This window comes from Epilithonimonas xixisoli, assembly GCF_004365655.1.
Lineage (GTDB): Bacteria > Bacteroidota > Bacteroidia > Flavobacteriales > Weeksellaceae > Epilithonimonas > Epilithonimonas xixisoli.
Map to the genome: position 1 here is coordinate 640,167 of NZ_SOEO01000003.1, position 19,110 is coordinate 659,276.

General features: G+C 36.2%; 18 protein-coding genes. 13 read left to right on the forward strand and 5 right to left on the reverse strand.

The genetic code is table 11. The features are described 5' to 3' along the window. The first annotated feature begins 39 nt into the window (after nucleotides 1-39). Both purD and guaA read left to right on the forward strand, forming a co-directional pair. Nucleotides 40-1,278 (forward strand): phosphoribosylamine--glycine ligase, encoded by a 1,239-nt coding sequence (purD, locus tag B0I22_RS14885; RefSeq protein ID WP_133946190.1) that lies wholly within the window; start codon nucleotides 40-42, stop codon nucleotides 1,276-1,278. A 322-nt stretch (nucleotides 1,279-1,600) separates the two neighbouring features. Beyond that, the gene (gene guaA / locus B0I22_RS14890; protein ID WP_133946192.1) at nucleotides 1,601-3,130 is read left to right on the forward strand and encodes a glutamine-hydrolyzing GMP synthase; all 1,530 of its coding nucleotides are present in this window, start codon (nucleotides 1,601-1,603) and stop codon (nucleotides 3,128-3,130) included. A 75-nt stretch (nucleotides 3,131-3,205) separates the two neighbouring features. On the opposite strand, the gene B0I22_RS14895 is transcribed toward guaA, so the two are convergent. Further along, nucleotides 3,206-4,834 (reverse strand): M1 family metallopeptidase, encoded by a 1,629-nt coding sequence (locus B0I22_RS14895; protein ID WP_133946194.1) that lies wholly within the window; start codon nucleotides 4,832-4,834, stop codon nucleotides 3,206-3,208. 126 nt (nucleotides 4,835-4,960) lie between these two features. Further along, the gene (gene dusB / locus B0I22_RS14900; protein WP_133946591.1) at nucleotides 4,961-5,950 is read right to left on the reverse strand and encodes a tRNA dihydrouridine synthase DusB; all 990 of its coding nucleotides are present in this window, start codon (nucleotides 5,948-5,950) and stop codon (nucleotides 4,961-4,963) included. 86 nt (nucleotides 5,951-6,036) lie between these two features. Between dusB and B0I22_RS14905 the strand changes: the two genes are divergently transcribed. From B0I22_RS14905 to B0I22_RS14930, 6 genes are all read left to right on the forward strand, one after another. Then, on the forward strand, nucleotides 6,037-6,414 hold the full coding sequence (locus tag B0I22_RS14905; RefSeq protein ID WP_133946195.1) for a c-type cytochrome: 378 nt from the start codon (nucleotides 6,037-6,039) through the stop codon (nucleotides 6,412-6,414). Further along, nucleotides 6,414-7,337 carry a 23S rRNA (adenine(1618)-N(6))-methyltransferase RlmF gene (rlmF, locus tag B0I22_RS14910; protein ID WP_166668250.1) on the forward strand — a complete coding sequence of 308 codons (924 nt, stop codon included), beginning with the start codon at nucleotides 6,414-6,416 and terminating at the stop codon, nucleotides 7,335-7,337. Before B0I22_RS14905 ends, rlmF begins: the two co-directional genes overlap by 1 nt. Before the next feature lie 153 nt (nucleotides 7,338-7,490). Continuing rightward, on the forward strand, nucleotides 7,491-7,976 hold the full coding sequence (locus tag B0I22_RS14915) for a T9SS type A sorting domain-containing protein (protein ID WP_133946199.1): 486 nt from the start codon (nucleotides 7,491-7,493) through the stop codon (nucleotides 7,974-7,976). 5 nt (nucleotides 7,977-7,981) lie between these two features. Further along, nucleotides 7,982-8,761 (forward strand): hypothetical protein, encoded by a 780-nt coding sequence (locus B0I22_RS14920; protein WP_133946201.1) that lies wholly within the window; start codon nucleotides 7,982-7,984, stop codon nucleotides 8,759-8,761. A 119-nt stretch (nucleotides 8,762-8,880) separates the two neighbouring features. Beyond that, nucleotides 8,881-10,581, forward strand: a complete 1,701-nt coding sequence (gene lysS, locus B0I22_RS14925) for a lysine--tRNA ligase (RefSeq protein ID WP_133946203.1) — start codon at nucleotides 8,881-8,883, stop codon at nucleotides 10,579-10,581. Between the two features lie 86 nt (nucleotides 10,582-10,667). Further along, nucleotides 10,668-12,056 (forward strand): T9SS type A sorting domain-containing protein, encoded by a 1,389-nt coding sequence (locus B0I22_RS14930; RefSeq protein WP_133946205.1) that lies wholly within the window; start codon nucleotides 10,668-10,670, stop codon nucleotides 12,054-12,056. Between the two features lie 91 nt (nucleotides 12,057-12,147). On the opposite strand, the gene B0I22_RS14935 is transcribed toward B0I22_RS14930, so the two are convergent. Continuing rightward, entirely contained in the window at nucleotides 12,148-12,546 is a 399-nt protein-coding gene (locus B0I22_RS14935) for a hypothetical protein (RefSeq protein ID WP_133946207.1), read from the reverse strand. Nucleotides 12,547-12,925: 379 nt separating this feature from the next. On the opposite strand from B0I22_RS14935, the gene gyrB reads away from it, so the two are divergent. The 4 genes from gyrB to B0I22_RS14955 all read left to right on the forward strand — a co-directional run bounded on the left by gyrB (nucleotide 12,926) and on the right by B0I22_RS14955 (nucleotide 17,146). Beyond that, the gene (gyrB, locus tag B0I22_RS14940; protein ID WP_133946209.1) at nucleotides 12,926-14,860 is read left to right on the forward strand and encodes a DNA topoisomerase (ATP-hydrolyzing) subunit B; all 1,935 of its coding nucleotides are present in this window, start codon (nucleotides 12,926-12,928) and stop codon (nucleotides 14,858-14,860) included. Between the two features lie 69 nt (nucleotides 14,861-14,929). Further along, nucleotides 14,930-15,715: an RsiV family protein gene (locus B0I22_RS14945; RefSeq protein ID WP_133946210.1), complete on the forward strand. Its 786-nt coding sequence runs from the start codon at nucleotides 14,930-14,932 to the stop codon at nucleotides 15,713-15,715. A 1-nt stretch (nucleotide 15,716) separates the two neighbouring features. Then, nucleotides 15,717-16,166 (forward strand): DUF6526 family protein, encoded by a 450-nt coding sequence (locus B0I22_RS14950; protein WP_133946212.1) that lies wholly within the window; start codon nucleotides 15,717-15,719, stop codon nucleotides 16,164-16,166. Nucleotides 16,167-16,297: 131 nt separating this feature from the next. Then, nucleotides 16,298-17,146, forward strand: coding sequence for a diacylglycerol/lipid kinase family protein (locus tag B0I22_RS14955; RefSeq protein WP_133946214.1), 849 nt, complete (start codon nucleotides 16,298-16,300; stop codon nucleotides 17,144-17,146). Nucleotides 17,147-17,156: 10 nt separating this feature from the next. Here B0I22_RS14955 and B0I22_RS16250 read toward each other — a convergent pair whose 3' ends face one another. Next, the gene (locus B0I22_RS16250; protein ID WP_221411236.1) at nucleotides 17,157-17,387 is read right to left on the reverse strand and encodes a hypothetical protein; all 231 of its coding nucleotides are present in this window, start codon (nucleotides 17,385-17,387) and stop codon (nucleotides 17,157-17,159) included. 116 nt (nucleotides 17,388-17,503) lie between these two features. Next, nucleotides 17,504-17,722 carry a hypothetical protein gene (locus tag B0I22_RS16255; protein WP_221411237.1) on the reverse strand — a complete coding sequence of 73 codons (219 nt, stop codon included), beginning with the start codon at nucleotides 17,720-17,722 and terminating at the stop codon, nucleotides 17,504-17,506. Between the two features lie 162 nt (nucleotides 17,723-17,884). Here B0I22_RS16255 and B0I22_RS14965 point away from each other — a divergent pair, with 162 nt between their 5' ends. Next, nucleotides 17,885-19,099 (forward strand): HD domain-containing protein, encoded by a 1,215-nt coding sequence (locus B0I22_RS14965; protein WP_133946216.1) that lies wholly within the window; start codon nucleotides 17,885-17,887, stop codon nucleotides 19,097-19,099. Nucleotides 19,100-19,110 lie beyond the last annotated feature (11 nt).

Consider the following 19,110-nt stretch of genomic DNA (forward strand, 5'->3'; position numbering starts at 1 on the left):
TTGAGCGTTGCATTTGAAAAAAAGATTAAATATTAGCAAATGAGATTACTTATTGTTGGAAATGGTGGCCGTGCTTCGGCTTTAGCTGTAAAATTGAGCGAGGATAGGAGAATTACAAAAATGTTCTTCGCACCTGGAAACGCCACTACCGAAAAATTAGGAGAAAACATCAACGAAACCGACATTATTCTACTGAGAGATTTTGCCATCAAAAACAAAGTCGATCTTACCATTGTTGGACCAGAAGCACCGCTTGTAGAAGGCATTGTGGATGAGTTCAAAAAAGTTGATCTCAAAGTTTTCGGTCCTTCACAAAAAGCGGCATCTTTGGAAGGTAGCAAGGCATTCTCTAAGAAGTTTATGCAGACTTACGGCATCAAAACCGCAAAATCTGTCACTTTTGATTCTTACCTAGAAGCTAAAGAATATTTGCAAACTCAGCAGTTTCCTTTGGTAATCAAAGCTAGCGGATTGGCTGGCGGAAAAGGTGTTGTGATTGCAGAAGATCTGGAAGAAGCAGAAGGAACGATTCACGATTTTATGATCAAAAGAATCTTCGGAGATGCAGGAATCCAAGTGATTATAGAGGAGTTTTTGAAAGGTTTTGAAGCATCTATCATAGGAGTTTCAAACGGTGAAAAAATATTCCCTTTCGTTGCTGCAAAAGATTATAAAAAAGCAGGTAACGGCGACAAAGGTCCAAACACAGGCGGAATGGGTTCTGTGGCGCCAAGCCCAGAATTTTCAGAAGCACACAACCAGGATTTCATCCAGAATATTATGAATCCAACGGTGGAAGGTCTTAAAAAAGAAGGACTTAGCTTCAAAGGATTCATCTTCTTCGGATTGATGATTACCAACAACGGAACATACCTTCTCGAGTACAATATGAGATTGGGAGATCCTGAAACTCAGGTGCTTTTGCCACTTTTGGAAAACAATTTGGTAGATGTTATCGATGATTGTCTGAACGGAAGAGAACTAGATCTCAAATTCAAAAACAAAAAAGCAGTTTGCCTAGTTGTTTGTTCCGGCGGTTATCCAAAAAACCACGAGACAGGTTACGAAATCACAGGCGCAGAAAAAGTGAAAAACAGCACACTTCTCTACGCAGGTGCAGATTACCGAGGCGACAGAATTGTTTCCACAGGCGGTAGAGTTCTGAACATCGTTGCCCTTGGCGACACGTACGAAGAGGCGCGCAAAAAAGTATATGAGGACGCAGTTCCGGTAGATTTCGACTACGGATTTTACCGCGACGATATTGCGAAATTTTAAAGTACGAAGAGATGTTGGGCGACCAACGTCTCTTTTTTTTAGGAGCTTGATCCCGCTTTCCACTATATCTTTTTTTGTTTACGACGTTTTGTCATCAATACAAAATTTACTCAAAAACAAAAAAAGGATGCCGTTGCAATCGGGGCTAGGGTTTTCCATATCGATTGAAGATTTGTCAATCAATAGAACATTTATAAAAATCAAAAAATTAAAAAAACAATTTTGAAAATGTAAAAAAATCTTAGCGAACTTAGCCGTAAAGATTCATCATTTATCAATCATCATTTATATTTTATCAACCATCATTTATCAATTATATAAAATGCACAACGGAATTATCATTTTAGACTTCGGTTCCCAATACAACCAACTTATCGGAAGAAGAATCCGCGAGATGGAAGTCTATTCAGAAATATTACCATTCAACACACCATTGTCTGAGATTTTGGAAAGAAAACCAAAAGGAATCATCCTTTCCGGCGGACCAAGTTCTGTGAATGCAGACAATGCCCATCTCGTAGAAAAAGAACTCTACGAACAAGGAATCCCAGTTCTTGGAATCTGCTACGGAATGCAACTCACAGCACATCTTTTAGGCGGAAAAGTCACCAAAGGCGAGAAAGGCGAGTACGGAAAAGCACATCTGGAAATCATCAAAGAAAATGATTTGCTGAAAGGCGTTTACCAAAATTCCATCGTTTGGATGAGCCATTTTGATGAGGTTTCAGAATTGCCAGTTGGTTTCGAACTGAATGCAAAATCTGGCGTTATCGCTTCCATTTCAAATCCTGAAAAGAAAATCTACGGTGTTCAGTTTCATCCGGAAGTTTCTCATTCCGAAGAAGGTGGGAAGATGTTGGAGAATTTCGTTTTCGAAATTTGCAAGTCAGAAAAAAATTGGAAACTAACCAATTATATCGAAAAAACTGTTGCCGAAATCAAAGAAAAAGTGGGCGACAACAAAGTGATTTTAGGACTTTCCGGCGGTGTAGATTCTTCCGTTGCGGCCGTTTTAATCCATAAGGCAATCGGTGACCAACTGAATTGTATCTTCGTGGACACAGGACTTTTGAGAAAAGACGAAGACAAAAAAGTAATGGAAAATTATGGCAAGCATTTCCAGATGAACATCAAACTGGTGGAAGCTTCCGAAAGATTCTTATCCAAATTAGCTGGCGTTGGCGACCCGGAAGAAAAAAGAAAAATCATCGGTAACGAATTCGTTCACTTGTTCGATGAAGAATCCAAAAAAATCGAAGGTGCAAAATTCCTAGCGCAAGGAACAATCTATCCAGATGTCATCGAATCTCAGTCTGTGAAAGGACCTTCTGCTGTTATCAAATCGCATCACAACGTTGGTGGATTGCCAGAGGAAATGGAATTTGAATTGTTGGAACCTTTGAGAGAGTTGTTCAAAGATGAGGTTAGAAAAGTAGGAGAGGAATTGGGAATTCCGCACGAGTTGGTTTACAGGCATCCGTTTCCTGGTCCAGGTTTAGGCATCCGGGTTTTGGGAGAAGTGGATGCAGAAAAAGTAAGAATCTTGCAGGAAGCTGATGATATCTTCATTGAGGAATTGTATAAAAATGACCTTTACGAAAAAGTATCTCAAGCATTCGTGGTTCTTCTTCCAGTAAAATCCGTTGGTGTAATGGGTGACGAAAGAACTTATGAATACACAGCAGTTGTTCGTTCTGCAAACACCATTGACTTTATGACTGCAACTTGGAGTAGATTACCTTACGAGTTTTTGGATACAGTTTCCAGCAGAATCATCAATGAAGTTCGTGGAATCAATAGAGTTGCCTACGACATCAGTTCAAAACCACCTGCGACTATTGAGTGGGAATAATTTATGAATGATAGATCATAGTTGATAAATGATAAAACCAGCAACGAATTGCTGGTTTTTTTTAAGTTTTACAAATTATTGCTTTGAATAAAAAATGTAATAATTCTTATTGAATTCCACAGGTTTGTCAGATTTCAAAGTCCCAGTTTGCGATTGCTCTGTCGGGTTCAATTCTTGTCCGTCTGCGAGTCTGATTGGGAATTTCAAATTAGGAATTACATTTGTCCATCTGTATGTCAATTGATTTCCCGTTTGTTTATATTCCAAAGTTGGGATTTTCGCCGTTCTCAGATATTGGTCAAAAATTGATTTCAAATCAACGCCGGATTTTTCAATGAAATAATTTTGAATTTGTTCCGATGTCACGGTTTGGTGGTAGAAATCTTTATTAAGTCCTCTCAAGATTTGACGGAACTTCTCATCATTATTAATGACCGTTCGAATAGTGTGAATCATATTTGAGCCTTTTGGATACATATCGCCACTTCCTTCGTTTCTCACGCCATATTTCCCGATGATTGCTTTGTCGTTTTGAATGTTGTTTCTGATGCCCTGTGTATATTTATCACCATCAGCTTTTCCCCAAAGGCTTTCCACATAAAGTGTTTCCGAATAAGTTGTGAAACTCTCGTGAATCCACATATCCGCTTGGTCTTTCGCCGTGATGTTGTTCGCAAACCACTCGTGTCCCGTTTCGTGGATGATGATGTAATCCCACTTCATCCCGATGCCAGTTCCAGACATATCGTGACCCAAATAGCCGTTCATATATTTGTTTCCGTACGCCACGTTGCTCTGATGTTCCATCCCAAGATGTGGCGACTCTACCAATTTGTAAGAATCTTCGTAAAACGGATAAGGACCAAACCAACTTTCAAAAGATTTCATCATCGGTTTCACTTGCTCGAATTGTTTTTTGGCTTTGTCAAGATTGTAATCCAAAACCCAATAGTCCAAATCCAGTTTTCCTTTTTCACCATCAAAAGTATCTTTGAAATTCACATATTTTCCGATGGATGGAATGATAGAATAAGCATTGATAGGATTTTTCACTTCCCAAAGCCAAGATTTTTTATCACCAATATTTTCTTGTTTAATGAGCCTTCCGCCTGCAATTCCAACCAAATCTTTCGGTGTAATGATTTTGAAAGTTGTTCCGTTATCAGGCTCATCACTCCAAATATCTTTGCAAGGAAGCCAAATGCTCGCGCCAATTCCTTCATCCGCAACCGTCATCCAAGGATTGCCGTTTTTGTCTTTTGCGAACATCCAACCGCCGTCCCAAGGTGCATTTTTTGCAATCACAGGATTTCCGGAAAAGTCAATGTCAATCACAAACTTTTCTCCCTTTTTGAAACTTCTTTTCGTGTGAAGGAATATAAAATCACCGTCAACTCTTTGCTCTACAATTGGAAAATTTGCTTTGATTTTATCAGCCTTCATCGGATTTTGAAGGTCGATTTGAAAAATAGGATTGGTCACATTTTTTTCAACTTCGATGCTGATTTTGTTGCTTCCTTTGATGCTTTTTGCTTCGAAGTTCGGTTCCAAAACGATGTCATATTTTTTAACATCCCAAAAGTTCCTGAATTTGGTATTAGAACCTTTCAGTGAATCAGTTTTGGTAAATTTCTCAGGAGATTCGAAAAACTGAGCTTTGGAAAATCCCATCGCCAAAACGGAAAGAAGAAGTAGTTTTTTCATTTTTATTTTTTTGAGATTTAATAAGTTGATGGTGAACTGTTAAAAGTTACAGGATTTTAGAATTATTTTTTGCGTTTCAAAAAACCCTTTCAGAGTTTCAAACTCTGAAAGGGTTAGCAACCTTTATTATATCACATTTTCCAAATAAAAATGCTTCGTCTCCTCAATGATTTCATCGATTTGTTCAAGTGTCAAAGCCTGAAGAAACTTAGTTTTAAATTCTTTGAAATGCGGAATTCCACGGAAATAATTGCTGTAATGTTGTCTCATTTCCACGATTCCTGGACGTTCGCCCTTCCATTCCACAGACCAAAGTGCGTGATTTTTCACCGCGTCCAGTCTTTCTGCAATGGTTGGTTCTGGTAAAATCTCGCCCGTTTCAAAAAAATGTTTCACCTCATTGAAAATCCAAGGATAGCCAATCGCACCACGACCAATCATAATGCCGTCGCAGTTGTATTTGTTTTTGTATTCTAAAGCCTTTTGAGGGGAATCGATGTCGCCGTTTCCAAAGATTGGGATTTCGATATTCGGATTGTTTTTGATTCTTGAAATATGTTCCCAGTCAGCCTCGCCTTTATACATTTGAGCGCGAGTTCTGGCGTGAATGGTCAAAGCCTTGATTCCGACATCTTGCAATCTTTCGGCAACTTCATCGATATTAATGGAGTCATTATCCCAACCCAATCTGGTTTTTACGGTCACTGGCAAATGGGTGGAATTTACAACGGCCTTGGTCAATCTTACCATCAAGTCAATATCCTTCAAAACGCCTGCACCTGCACCTTTGCAAACCACTTTTTTTACAGGACAACCATAATTAATATCAACAATATCCGGCTCAACAGTTTCCACAATCCGCGCGGACATTGCCATCGCTTCCTCATCACCACCAAAAATCTGGATTCCTACAGGTCTTTCATAATCGAAAATATCCAGCTTTTTTCGGCTCTTAATCGCATCACGAATCAAGCCTTCCGAAGAGATAAACTCGGAATACATCAAGTCTGCGCCGTGCATTTTGCACAATTTTCTGAAAGGCGGATCACTCACATCCTCCATAGGAGCCAAAAGAAGTGGAAAATCCGGAAGTTCTATGTTGCCAATTTTTACCATTCTGCAAAGATAATGATTCATTTTGGGACTAATTTAAAATCAATCTTGATTCTTTATTTAATAAATTTGTGATATAATAATTAATAATGAAAAGAATATTACTAGCAACTGTTCTAGCCGTCACATTTTCCTGTTCCGATAAGTCTAAAGCCGAAAAAGAAGAAGTCGCTTTTGAACCTGAGCCAGCTCCAAAAGTTGTAACAGACCCAATTGCCGAAGGAAAGTCTTTGATTGAAGGTGCAGACTGCCTCGGTTGCCACAAATTGGATGAAAAAATGATTGGCCCGTCGTACAAAGAAGTTTCGGCGAAATATGAAAACACGCCGGAAAATGTAGAAATCTTGGCCGAAAAAATCATCAAAGGAAGTTCTGGAATTTGGGGCGATGTTCCAATGCCGGCGCACAACGGAATGAGCAAAGAAAATGCTAAATATATGGCGCAATATATTTTATCTTCGAAATAATGACCGAAAAATCCAGCCTTCATCCCAGAAATATCCACCGCAATTCCTACAATTTCGAAGAATTGATTGTATCAGTTCCCGAACTCAAACATTACGTTTTCAAAAACGATTACGATACTTTGACCATCAATTTCAGTCTTCCACAAGCGGTGAAATTGCTCAACAAAGCTTTGCTTTTGAAATATTATAATATCAAAGATTGGGACATTCCCGAAGGTAATCTTTGTCCTCCGATTCCAGGTCGTGCAGATTACGTTCATTATTTGGCAGATTTGTTAGCGGAAGAAAATGGCGAGATTCCAACTGGAAATTCAGTGAAAGGTTTGGATATTGGAACGGGCGCCAATCTCGTGTATCCATTGATTGCCAATAGTTCATACGGTTGGAAAATCTTGGGAACCGATATTAATAAAGACTTCTTGGAAAACGCTCAGAAGATTTTAGACACCAATCCGGATTTATCAGAAAATATCAATTTAAAATTCCAACCAGATTCTGATTTTATCTTAAAAAATATATTGTCATCCGAAGACAGATTCACATTCTCGATGTGCAATCCGCCTTTTCACGAATCTGCGGAAGACGCCTTGCAAGGCAATCGCAGAAAAACCAAGAATCTAAGAAACAACAAAGTTCAAAAACCAATTCTCAACTTCGGCGGAAATCAATCCGAACTTTGGTGCGAAGGCGGCGAAGAAGCTTTCATCAAAAAAATGATAAACGAAAGTGTCCAGTTCAAGTCGCAGGTTTTGTGGTTCACCACTTTGGTTTCCAAAAAAGACAATCTCCACCAGCTCACGACCTTACTGAAAAACCTCAAAGTCCCAGAATTCAAAACCATCGATATGGCGCAAGGTCAAAAAATCAGCCGGATTTTGGCGTGGACATTTGTACCGAAAGAAAGCAGAAAAAGGTGGTTTTAAAATTCTTTTAGCTTTTTACATTATTTTTAAATATTCTTACCCTTTCAAAGTTCCCACCTATGAAAGGGTTTTTTCTGTGAAAAAATACTCCTTTTGGGTTATTTCATACGTGGAAACTGTACGATAATTTTGAAGTCATAAAATTTATAGCTTATGAAATACAAAATTTATTTTTCAGGGCTTTTGTTATTTTCATTTATTGGGAATGTGAAATCACAAAGCCTCACGCTTTCCGGGGGAGAATCCGAAAGTAGTTCAGGGGGAAGTATCTCTTCTTCTATAGGTCTTTCGCCAGCTACTGTTGTCGGGAATGGGTCTTACACAGTTTCGTCTGGTAGCCAACAGCCGTATGAAATTTCTATGCATTTGAGTGTGGTTGATATCAAAAATAAAAATATTGAAATCAAAATCTATCCAAATCCTTTTTCTGAAAATGTCTCTGTGAAATTTTCGCAGGATTATAAAAATGAAAAATACAGCTACAGAATTTTTGACTTAAACGGCAGATTGATTACTAAAGGTGAATTAAAAGAAATCTCAAATGTTCTCAATCTGCAAAATCTATCCACTGGCAATTATATGCTTGAGATCAACCATTTTGGCAAAACTATCAATACTTACAAAATCATCAAAAAATAAAAACTATGAAAACTTTTTTACAAATTTTAATCTTGTTTGTTTCTGTATCAATTTTTGGACAGGCGACACAAAATATTGGATATCAGGCTGTAGTTAGAAATGCTGCAAATCAACTGGTTCAAAACCAAAATGTGAAAGTAAAGGTTAGTCTAATGATAGGCGCAACTGGAGAACCTTTTTATACAGAGAGACATACAGTTCAGACCAATAACAATGGATTGTTCAACATCCAGATTGGAGGTGGAACAGCAGAAAGTGGAAATTATACCAATGCAATCTACTGGGCTGGAGGAAATCATTTTGTAAAAACCGAGATAGATCCTCTTGGTGGAAGTAATTATTCTATTACCAGTACAACGCAATTGTTGAGTGTTCCTTATGCTAATTATTCTAATACTGCTGGTTACGCATTTGCAGCAGGTGGATTAGCTGGTTTAGCAACGAATTTTCAAGGTATGTATAAGGCGAATCTGGATGGATTAGATTTATATTTATTAGTTTCTTATGTAGAGGGAAGTAAAATTTATCTAAAAATTAATGAGGTGAATCCTGATAATCCTGATAATCCAAATGATACTACATTGTTTGCTGTTATTAATCCTCTTATCAACAATGGTAATTATGTTACCTCATCAATTATACATTTGGCAGGAGATCTTTTTGAAAGTATAGGAGATATTGATTTCGAGGCTTCTCTAAATTTGCAATCAACTGAATTAACACTCAAATGTATAGAAAATTATGAAGGCGGTGATACATATGATGTTGTTTTTACAAAACTTTAAAAATTAGAATATGTTTTAAATGTAATAAACCTTTTGGATGACTAATTTCCGAAAGGTTTTTTTATGATTAATGTAAATTTAAAATTCATAAATTTGCAATTCCAAAAAATTGAATTAAAATGTCATTATCAGAACAGGAAATTATCCGTCGCGAAAAATTGCAAAAACTGACCGACCTGGGAATCGATGCATTCCCGGCCGCTGAATACAAAATCACCGATTCCACAAAATCTATAAAACAGGATTTCCAGGAAGGGAAGAAGGTGGTAATCGCTGGAAGATTGATGTCCAGAAGAATTCAGGGAAAGGCAAGTTTTGCAGAATTGCAGGATTCCGAAGGCAAGATTCAGGTTTATTTTAACCGAGACGAGATCTGTACTGGTGAAGACAAAACTTTATACAACGAGGTTTACAAACATCTCCTTGACATTGGTGACATCATTGGCGTGGAAGGTGAATTGTTCAACACGCAAGTTGGCGAGATGACCGTGAAGGTGACCAATTTTCAAATTTTAACCAAAACACTTCGCCCGCTTCCTCAACCAAGAACTGATGAAAATGGAGTCGTGCACGATGCTTTCAATGATGCAGAATTGCGTTACAGACAGCGTTATGTAGATTTAATCGTGAATCCTCAAGTGAAAGAGATCTTCGTAAAAAGAACAAAATTGTTCAATGCGATGAGAACTTTCTTCAATGATGCTGGATATTTCGAAGTAGAAACACCAATTCTTCAGTCGATTCCTGGTGGTGCTGCGGCAAGACCTTTCATCACGCATCACAATGCTTTGGATATTCCATTATATCTTAGAATTGCGAACGAATTATATTTGAAAAGATTGATTGTTGGCGGATTTGACGGTGTTTATGAATTCTCGAAAAACTTCAGAAATGAAGGAATGGACAGAACCCACAACCCGGAATTTACCGCGATGGAAATCTATGTCGCGTACAAAGATTACAATTGGATGATGGATTTCACCGAGAAATTGTTGGAATTCTGTGCAAATCAAGTAAATGGCGCTTCGGAATCAACTTTCGGAGAACACACCATCAGCTGGAAAGCACCTTATCCGAGAGTTTCTATGACAGAAGCCATCTTGAAATATACAGGTTTTGACATCACCGGAAAATCTGAACAGGAATTGTTCGATTTCGCCAGATCTATCGGAATCGATGTAAATGAAACAATGGGTAAAGGAAAATTGATCGACGAGATCTTCGGAGAGAAATGTGAGGGCAACTTCATCCAACCAACGTTCATCACAGATTATCCTGTGGAAATGTCGCCTTTGACCAAAAAACACAGAACGCAAGAAGGTTTGACCGAACGTTTCGAATTGATGGTTTGTGGAAAAGAGATCGCAAATGCTTATTCTGAGCTTAATGACCCGATCGACCAAAGGGAACGTTTCGAAGAACAATTGAAATTAGCCGAAAAAGGTGACGACGAAGCAACAGGTTTCATCGATGAAGATTTCCTAAGAGCTTTGGAGTACGGGATGCCACCAACATCTGGATTAGGAATCGGAATGGACAGATTGATTATGTTTTTAACAAATAATCCTTCAATCCAAGAAGTTCTTTTCTTCCCTCAAATGAGACCAGAAAAAGTGGTTCCAAAAGTAGAGTTGGGAGAAGATGAAAAAGTAATTCTCGAAATCCTTAATTCTCAGGAAGAACCTTTAGAACTTAATGAAGTTAAAAATCGTTCCCAACTTTCCGGGAAAAAATGGGACAAAGCTTCTAAAACTTTGACTAAAAATAACTTGGTGAAAGTTGATAAGATAGATGAGGTTTTGTGGATGAAATTGGTTTGATGTTTTACATGCTAAGATACTAAAGGCGAGTTTTTTAAGACTCGCTTTTTTATTTATAAAATAGTATATTTACCAATAAAAAAACTATGAAAAATCTAAATTTTTTACTTGTTTTACTATGTTTTAACGCGTTTTGTAGTTTACATGCTCAACAGTATTCTGTCATAAAAGATTCAGAATACAATTCGATCTATGATCTCAGACCTTATTGTTTGGCTGATGATGGAAGTATTTATAAGTATGTGGCTCCCAAAAAACTTGCTAAATATTCCGTTACTGGTTATTTGGATGTTAATTTTGGTGTGAATGGTGTGGTTACTATACCGGATGATAACATTGATTTGATGAAATTTTATAATAACAGTATCTATGTAATAATTTCAAATAGATATGATGCTTATCTCTCAAAATATTCAATGGCGGGAATTCTGGATACTACGTTTGGTAACAATGGAAAGGTTTTAATAGATAGTTATATGGAGGATTTTTTGGTTAATTCCGACGGATCTGTTTATATAACTGGTTTTGGTGAAGTCAAAAAACTTTTACCTAATGGTTCATACGATACAAATTTTGGCATTATTGATACAGGTAATATGTATACAGAATTTAAAAGATCTGAAGATGATTCTTTAATCTATTTTCTTAGGAATGGCAGTAATACAATTATTAAAAAAAATCTACCTACTGGAGCCGTGGATTTGACTTTTGGAAATAATGGTACTCTGATATTTAATTCTACACTGTATCCACGAGCATTTTTTATGAATAAGCTTAATGAGATTTTTCTGTTTTTAAATGATAATAAGACTATCACAAAGTTGAAGGCAAACGGAATTGTTGATGATACTTTTGGTTCTGCTGGTAGTATAATGATTGATTTTACGGCTTTAATAGATGTAGGTCCAAATGGACCTAAATATTCTTTAGGAGGTTATCCACAATTAGATTTTGACTCCAATAGTAATCTGCTAATATTTGCACGAATAAGTAATATTCATTACTCCTCTCTTGCTATTCTGAGATTTAACAATTATGGTGTTACAGATAATACTTTTTCAAATAACAAATATTTTTCAACCCATGGTATTAATGGCATAAGTGGTGCTACTGCTGGGAATGTTGATGGATATAAAATTTTGTCAGATAACGAATATTTAGTAACGTTACAAGTAAGATATGGAATTAGTCCGGCTATTCAATCTTTTAAGTATAAAAGAATTGATTTGCTTTCCGTAGATAACCTTACAAATGATAACGTCTTGGTGTATCCTAACCCAGTAAATAATATCATTAATATTAGATTAAAAGAGAATGAAAAGTTAAATGATGTAAAAGTCTATACAATGGATGGAAAGTTAGTTCAACAGTCTAAAAATAAAAACGTTAGTGTAACTTTTTTATCTGTTGGAGCTTATATTATTGAGATAACTACTAATAATGGCAGTTACAGAAAAAAAATAATAAAACAATAATTTGAAGTTATTATATAAATTTATTTTCTTAGAAAAAAGCGAGTCCAAATTACTAGACTCGCTTTTTTTGTGAAAATAACTGTTTAATGGACTATTTGCCCATCGCAGCATTGGTCATATCCTGCGCTAGTTTTGTGTAATAATCTGACCAAAGTTTTTGGTCTTCTGCAGTCATTTTTGCCATTGCAGTTTGCGATTTTGTAGCCCATTCCTGTGCTTTTGCAGAAAGTTCTTGGATTTTCGCTGCGTCCTGAGCTTTACTTGCAGCCATCATATCTTTTACGTAAGTATTGTATTCCTCTGCAAATTTGGTAATCTCTGGGTCGCTAAATTTTGGAACATCGGATGATGAAACTACATCTTCCACTTTTTCAGCAGCTTCTGTTGAGTTTGCTACTGGTGTTGTCTCTGTGGTTTTCGGTTCTTCTTTTTTGCAAGAAGTTAATGATAGTGCCGCTAAAGCACCAAGGGTGAAAATTATCTTTTTCATAATAATGGGTTTGATTAATTGTTGTAAATATAATTATTTTGTTTAATTATTGTAATTAATTATAAATTTTAATCAATTATTTGTATTGTCTAAAATTATTTTAACTGTGAATGATTTAATTATAAAAATTTAAAATTATTTTAATGTTAATTGTAATCCACTATCATTGAAAATTAAATGACGTATTGGCTTTATTATTTCATTAATTTTTTCTTAAAAAACATCATTTTATTCCCAAACATCCCTGTTAAAAACTTATCATTTTCGACTGATTTTAAACCTTTCATATCTCGTTTTTTTTCACGATATTTGTGAGCATTTTTAATGAAAATTAATCTAAAAAAGCTATGAGCCTAAAGCTAATAGCCATCAACAAAATATGAGTCAAAAACAATATACAGCAAGTAGCATCCAGGCATTGGAAGGGATGGAACACGTGAGATTGAGACCGTCGATGTACATCGGGGACGTTGGCGTGAGAGGTCTTCACCATTTGGTTTATGAAGTAGTGGATAACTCCATAGATGAGGCTTTGGCCGGATATTGCGACACGATAAAAGTAACCATTCACGAAGGCGAAAGCATTTCTGTGAAAGATAATGGACGTGGGATTCCGGTAGATTTCCACGAGAAAGAACAAAAATCTGCATTGGAGGTTGTAATGACCAAAATTGGAGCTGGAGGTAAGTTTGACAAAGATTCCTACAAAGTTTCCGGAGGTCTTCATGGGGTTGGGGTTTCTTGTGTGAACGCACTTTCTACACTATTGGTAGCGACAGTGAGCCGTGATGGTAAATTGTACCAACAAAAATATTCTGAAGGAAAAGCTTTGGCAGATGTTGCTGAAATTGGAACGACTGAGGAAAGAGGAACGGAAGTTTTCTTCCAACCAGACGGAACTATTTTCCAAGAGTTGGTTTACAACTATGATACTTTGGCGAATAGATTGAGAGAATTGTCTTTCCTAAACAAAGGTATTTCGATTACTTTGATTGATGAGAGACATCCAAACGAAGACGGAAGTTTCCAATCAGAAGTTTTCCATTCCGAAGGTGGACTTAAAGAATTCGTAGCATACATCGATGGAAACCGCGAGTCTATTATGGAGCACGTGATTTTTATGGAAAGCGAAAGAGAAGGGATTCCTGTAGAAGTGGCGATGCGTTACAATACCTCGTTTACAGAGAATTTGCACTCTTATGTTAATAATATCAATACCCACGAGGGTGGAACGCACTTGGCAGGTTTCAGAAGAGCTTTGACAAGAACGCTTAAAAAATATGCGGATGACCTTGGGATTCCGGCAAAAGAAAAAGTGGAGATTACAGGTGACGATTTCCGTGAAGGATTGACTGCTGTAGTTTCTGTAAAAGTAATGGAACCTCAGTTCGAAGGACAAACCAAAACGAAATTAGGTAACTCCGAAGTTTCTGGTGCGGTGGACAAAATCGTTGGCGAGATGCTAACGAACTTCCTTGAGGAGAATCCTAACGAAGCAAAAATCATCGTTCAGAAAGTTGTTTTGGCAGCGAAAGCGAGACAAGCAGCGAAGAAAGCGCGTGAGATGGTGCAAAGAAAATCTCCAATGGGAGGTTCTGGATTGCCAGGAAAATTGTCCGATTGTTCTTCTAAAGACCCAGCAGAATCAGAATTGTTCCTTGTGGAGGGAGATTCTGCAGGTGGAACGGCTAAGCAAGGTCGTGACCGTCATTTCCAAGCAATTTTGCCTTTGAGAGGTAAGATTTTGAATGTAGAGAAATCAATGGTTCACAAAGTTTATGACAACGAGGAAATCAAGAATATCTACACAGCGCTTGGCGTTTCTGTAGGAACAGAAGAGGATTCCAAAGCTTTGAATATGGCAAAACTTCGTTACCACAAAATCGTCATTATGACCGATGCGGATATCGATGGTTCTCATATTTCGACTTTGATTTTGACTTTCTTCTTCAGATATATGAAAGAATTGATCGAGAACGGATACATTTATATTGCTCAACCACCTTTGTATCTATTGAAAAAAGGAAACAAAAAAATCTACGCTTACAACGAAAAAGAACGTGAGCAATTCACTTTCGAAATGGCGCCAGACGGAAAAGGTGTTGAAGTTCAGCGATATAAAGGTCTTGGGGAAATGAATCCTGAGCAACTTTGGGAAACGACACTGAATCCGGATGGCAGAATTCTGAAACAAGTGACGATTGACAATGCTGTAGAAGCAGATTCCACTTTCTCAATGCTGATGGGCGACGAAGTTCCGCCACGAAGAGAATTTATTGAGAAAAATGCGGTTTACGCAAGAATTGATGTTTAAATCATTTTTATAAATCAAACCTTCCAATTTTGGAAGGTTTTTTGTTATCAAATCAAAAAATTAAAATTTATGAAAAACCTAATCGCAATCTTATCTTTCGGTGCATTGATTTTCTCTTGCAACAAAACAGATCAAAAAGTTGTTTCCAATACAAAATCCGACAGTCTCGCAACCAAAAACGAATTCGCAATAGATTCTATCAAAGTTCAAGACTCGCTACAAGTCGCAAAAACATTGACTTTGTCATTTGAAAAACAAATTTTGCTCTTCCCAAATATTACCAACAAAACCATTTTGGACAGTATTTACAAACCTGCCAACATCACGTCTGAGGATTATTCTAAGAAGACTTTGACGGAAGTTTTGGAAAAGTTTAAAACAGCCTCTTTGAAAAAAGACGATTCTCAGGATTATATGCCAGAGTCCAAACAAACTTGGGAAGAATCTTCTGCTATGAAGCTTGTTTCACATCAAAACAATCTTTTGACTTTGCAATATTTCGGAGACGGATATTCTGGTGGTGCGCACGGTTATTATTTTGAAAGCTATAAAACTTTTGATTTGAAAAACAACAAAGTAATTTCCCAAAACGATATTTTCAAAAATCTGACTGATGTGAATTGGGACAAGATTCTCAAAAATAATTTCGTAGAGAAAGATCAAAAAGATATGATGATTGTTGACAAAATTGCTCTGAACAATAATTTTTATTTTGATAATGAAAAAATTACTTTCGTTTACAATCAATACGAGATTACGGCTTATGCAGCTGGAGTAGTTTACATCACTCTAAATTTCAAAGACATCAAAGATCAACTGAAACCAGAATTCATCAAACAATTTAACATCAAATAAAATGAGCGCTCAAAACTTAAAAAATCACAAGAAGTTTTATCCGCTTCATCATTTTATTTTTTATCCGGTTTCGTTGATTCTGTTGTGTGTTTCTTTGTTTCAGATTTTCATTAACATCAATCACAATAGCTCTTTTGTGATGATTTGGAGTGCGATTGCAGCAGTTGTGGTTTTGATGATCGTCTTATCATTTATGCTCCGCCAACATTATGCTTTGGGATTGCAAGACCGAATTATAATTAATGAATTCAAATTTAGATACTTCACTTTAGCAGGAACAAGATTGGAAAATTCCAATTATCACTTTTCCGATTCTCAGGTTTTTGCGTTGAGGTTTTCTGAGGATGAAGATTTATTAGAATTAATGAACAAAACCATCGAAAATGATTGGTCGTCTTCTCAAATCAAACAAAATATTAAAAATTGGAAAGCTGATAACAAACGGATTTAGAATTTTTAAATTCTTCGCAAGTAATTATAAGCATTGTCAGGCTGAGGTTCTCGAAGCCCAATAAATAAAAATTAATCCATAAATAATAAAAAAATACTCTGAAATCCTCAGAGTATTTTTACTTTTGAAGAATGAAATTTGCTTTCATCATCAATCCTTATTCTGCGAAGAAAAACTATCAGCCTTTTCTGGAAAGTCTTTCCAAAAAGGTTGAAAATCCGCTTTACATCGTGTCACAATCTTTGGAAGATACAGATGATTTTATTCAGAAAAACTGGAATGAGGTGGATGTTTTTGTGGCAGTTGGTGGAGATGGAACGATCTCTGTGGTGGCGCAAAAGCTCATTAATACGGATAAAATTCTAGCCGTTTTTCCCGCAGGTTCAGGAAATGGATTTTCGAATGAAACCAACTTTAGCAAGAATATTTCTTTGCTTTTGGAAAAATTGGAACAGAAAAAATCCCGAAGTATCGATACTTTTACGGTGAATAATCATTTTTCCATCAACGTTTCAGGAACCGGATTTGACGGAAAAGTAGTAAAAGAATTTGAAAAAACAAGCCGAGGTTTTAAGAATTACATCAAAGTTTCTATCCAGACTTTTTTTAATTATAAACCAATCAAAATCAAATTTTTAGAAGAGAATTACCAGCAATACAACGGCAAATATCTGATGTTGAATATCGCCAACACGCGCCAATTTGGGAACAACGCTTACATTGCGCCAATGGCAAGTAAAAGCGATGGTTTGGTGGATTTGGTTTTGGTAAAGAAATTTCCGTTGACTTATTCTCCATTTTTCGCCTTCCGAATGTTCACAAAACGTTTGAAAGACGATGATTATGTGACCTATCTTCCGGTTTCGGAAATAGAATTCGAAGTCAACACCAGAAACTGGCACATCGACGGCGAATTCAAAAAGATAAAATCTCCGATTTCTATTAAGGTTTTGCCGAAGAGTTTGAGGATTTTGGTTTAAGGAGTGTATATTATTTTTTAAAATATTCAATAATTTTTTTAAAATCAATTCCCAATCCATTAAAATTAGGTTCTAATATTAATGAGTCAGCCAAAGCTTTTCCAAATCCCTTTTTTACCTCTTTCGCTATTTTAAAATCATTCAGATCTTTTTGTTGACGGACATCATTGAATAATTTTGATATTAATTCAGTTACATCTGTAGTGGTTTGACAAAACTTTTTTAATGGAATTAAAATCATTTTTAAATCATTTTCGATTTCCTCTGAACGATTTGTACCGAAAGACTCCTTAAATTTTGCTGGATGTCTATTTGTTATTAAAATTGCAGGTAGTATTTTTTCTGCATTTTCACCATTTATATTATGCCAAGATAGTACTTCATCTTCAAAGTGTACTTTTCTAGTTCCTTAATTACAACAGCATTATTTTCTGCAGCAAATTGAGCCATTCTATCATAATTTTTTTCTAAAGCTTCAATTAAAGGTTCATTCCATCCATAATCTAATAAGTAAATAAAATAATTTCGATTTGCATTTTCTGGAATATGCTGTAATGAAGAAATGTATAATCCCATTTACATTGTGAGTTTTATGATTGTAGTTACGTTCAAATATACAAACATATTTTAAAATTTCAATTTGAAATTGATTGTTTAAAATTAAATTTCCATTCTATTATTTATTACATAAAACCATTTTAATTTCCCTATTTTTGTATCAATCATCAACTATAAAAGGTGCAGAATAAACTCAAAATTATCAACGATCCGGTTCACGGTTTTATCAAAATTCCACACGAGATTTTGTTCGATGTTATAGAACATCCGTATTTTCAGAGACTCAGAAGGATTTCTCAGACGGGACTTCTCTCCCTTATTTTTCCCGGTGCAAAACATACGAGATTTCACCACGCTCTTGGAGCAATGAATCTGATGTTCAAAGCTCTGGAAACTTTAAAACTAAAAGGAATTACGATTTCGAAAGAAGAAGAGGAAGCTGCAATGTTGGCAATTTTGATGCACGATATTGGTCACGGGCCATTTTCTCACGCTTTGGAAAATATGCTGATGGACGATTGGCACCACGAGAAAATTTCGATTTTACTAATGACAAGGTTGAACGAAGAATTCGATGGGAAACTGGATTTAGCGATTGAAATGTTCCAGGGAAAATACCACAGAATGTTTTTCAATCAATTGATTTCCTCACAGTTGGATGTTGACAGAATGGATTATTTGAAACGCGATAGTTTTTACACAGGCGTTTCCGAAGGCAGCGTAAATGTAGAGAGAATCATTTCTATGATGAATGTGAGCGATGAGAAATTGGTCATCGATGCCAAAGGAATTTATTCAATCGAAAATTATCTCACCGCCCGAATGTTTATGTATTGGCAGGTGTATTATCACAAGACTGCGGCATTGGCGGAGCATATTTTGGTAGAGATTCTCAACAGAGCAAAATTCCTAGTCTCTCAGAATATCGATTTGGAAGCACCAGCAAATTTGAAGTATTTTTTGATTAAAAATAAATTCGATGAAGCCACGGAAGAAGACATCAGAAGATTCACAATGCTGGATGATATGGATGTTTTCCAGGCAATTAAAGTTTGGACGGAAAGTGAAGATTTCATTCTCTCAAAATTATGTAAAGTTGTTATTTACAGAGATTTTCCGAAAAGTATCATTTCATCCAAACCATTTTCTGAGGATTTCATTCAGAATAAAATTAATAAGACCAATCAATATTTTAATATCACAAATGGTGAAGAATTGGTTGGGCAGATTTCACGTTCGCTTTTGCCCTATGATACAGAGAAACAACCGATTTATCTGATGGATAAAACCGGAAACAAATTCAAACTGGAAGAGTCGGAAAATCAGATACTGTTTGGATGTATGGAGAATGCGACGAAAAAATATATTATCTATTTTCCACGAGAGATTTTATGATTAAAGTAAAA

Coding starts and splice junctions, on each gene's coding strand:
- purD (WP_133946190.1), top strand. CDS start 40: ATGAGATTACTTATTGTTGGAAATGGTGGCCGTGCTTCGGCTTTAGCT.
- guaA (WP_133946192.1), top strand. CDS start 1,601: ATGCACAACGGAATTATCATTTTAGACTTCGGTTCCCAATACAACCAA.
- B0I22_RS14895 (WP_133946194.1), bottom strand. CDS start 4,834: ATGAAAAAACTACTTCTTCTTTCCGTTTTGGCGATGGGATTTTCCAAA.
- dusB (WP_133946591.1), bottom strand. CDS start 5,950: ATGGTAAAAATTGGCAACATAGAACTTCCGGATTTTCCACTTCTTTTG.
- B0I22_RS14905 (WP_133946195.1), top strand. CDS start 6,037: ATGAAAAGAATATTACTAGCAACTGTTCTAGCCGTCACATTTTCCTGT.
- rlmF (WP_166668250.1), top strand. CDS start 6,414: ATGACCGAAAAATCCAGCCTTCATCCCAGAAATATCCACCGCAATTCC.
- B0I22_RS14915 (WP_133946199.1), top strand. CDS start 7,491: ATGAAATACAAAATTTATTTTTCAGGGCTTTTGTTATTTTCATTTATT.
- B0I22_RS14920 (WP_133946201.1), top strand. CDS start 7,982: ATGAAAACTTTTTTACAAATTTTAATCTTGTTTGTTTCTGTATCAATT.
- lysS (WP_133946203.1), top strand. CDS start 8,881: ATGTCATTATCAGAACAGGAAATTATCCGTCGCGAAAAATTGCAAAAA.
- B0I22_RS14930 (WP_133946205.1), top strand. CDS start 10,668: ATGAAAAATCTAAATTTTTTACTTGTTTTACTATGTTTTAACGCGTTT.
- B0I22_RS14935 (WP_133946207.1), bottom strand. CDS start 12,546: ATGAAAAAGATAATTTTCACCCTTGGTGCTTTAGCGGCACTATCATTA.
- gyrB (WP_133946209.1), top strand. CDS start 12,926: ATGAGTCAAAAACAATATACAGCAAGTAGCATCCAGGCATTGGAAGGG.
- B0I22_RS14945 (WP_133946210.1), top strand. CDS start 14,930: ATGAAAAACCTAATCGCAATCTTATCTTTCGGTGCATTGATTTTCTCT.
- B0I22_RS14950 (WP_133946212.1), top strand. CDS start 15,717: ATGAGCGCTCAAAACTTAAAAAATCACAAGAAGTTTTATCCGCTTCAT.
- B0I22_RS14955 (WP_133946214.1), top strand. CDS start 16,298: ATGAAATTTGCTTTCATCATCAATCCTTATTCTGCGAAGAAAAACTAT.
- B0I22_RS16250 (WP_221411236.1), bottom strand. CDS start 17,387: ATGATTTTAATTCCATTAAAAAAGTTTTGTCAAACCACTACAGATGTA.
- B0I22_RS16255 (WP_221411237.1), bottom strand. CDS start 17,722: ATGGGATTATACATTTCTTCATTACAGCATATTCCAGAAAATGCAAAT.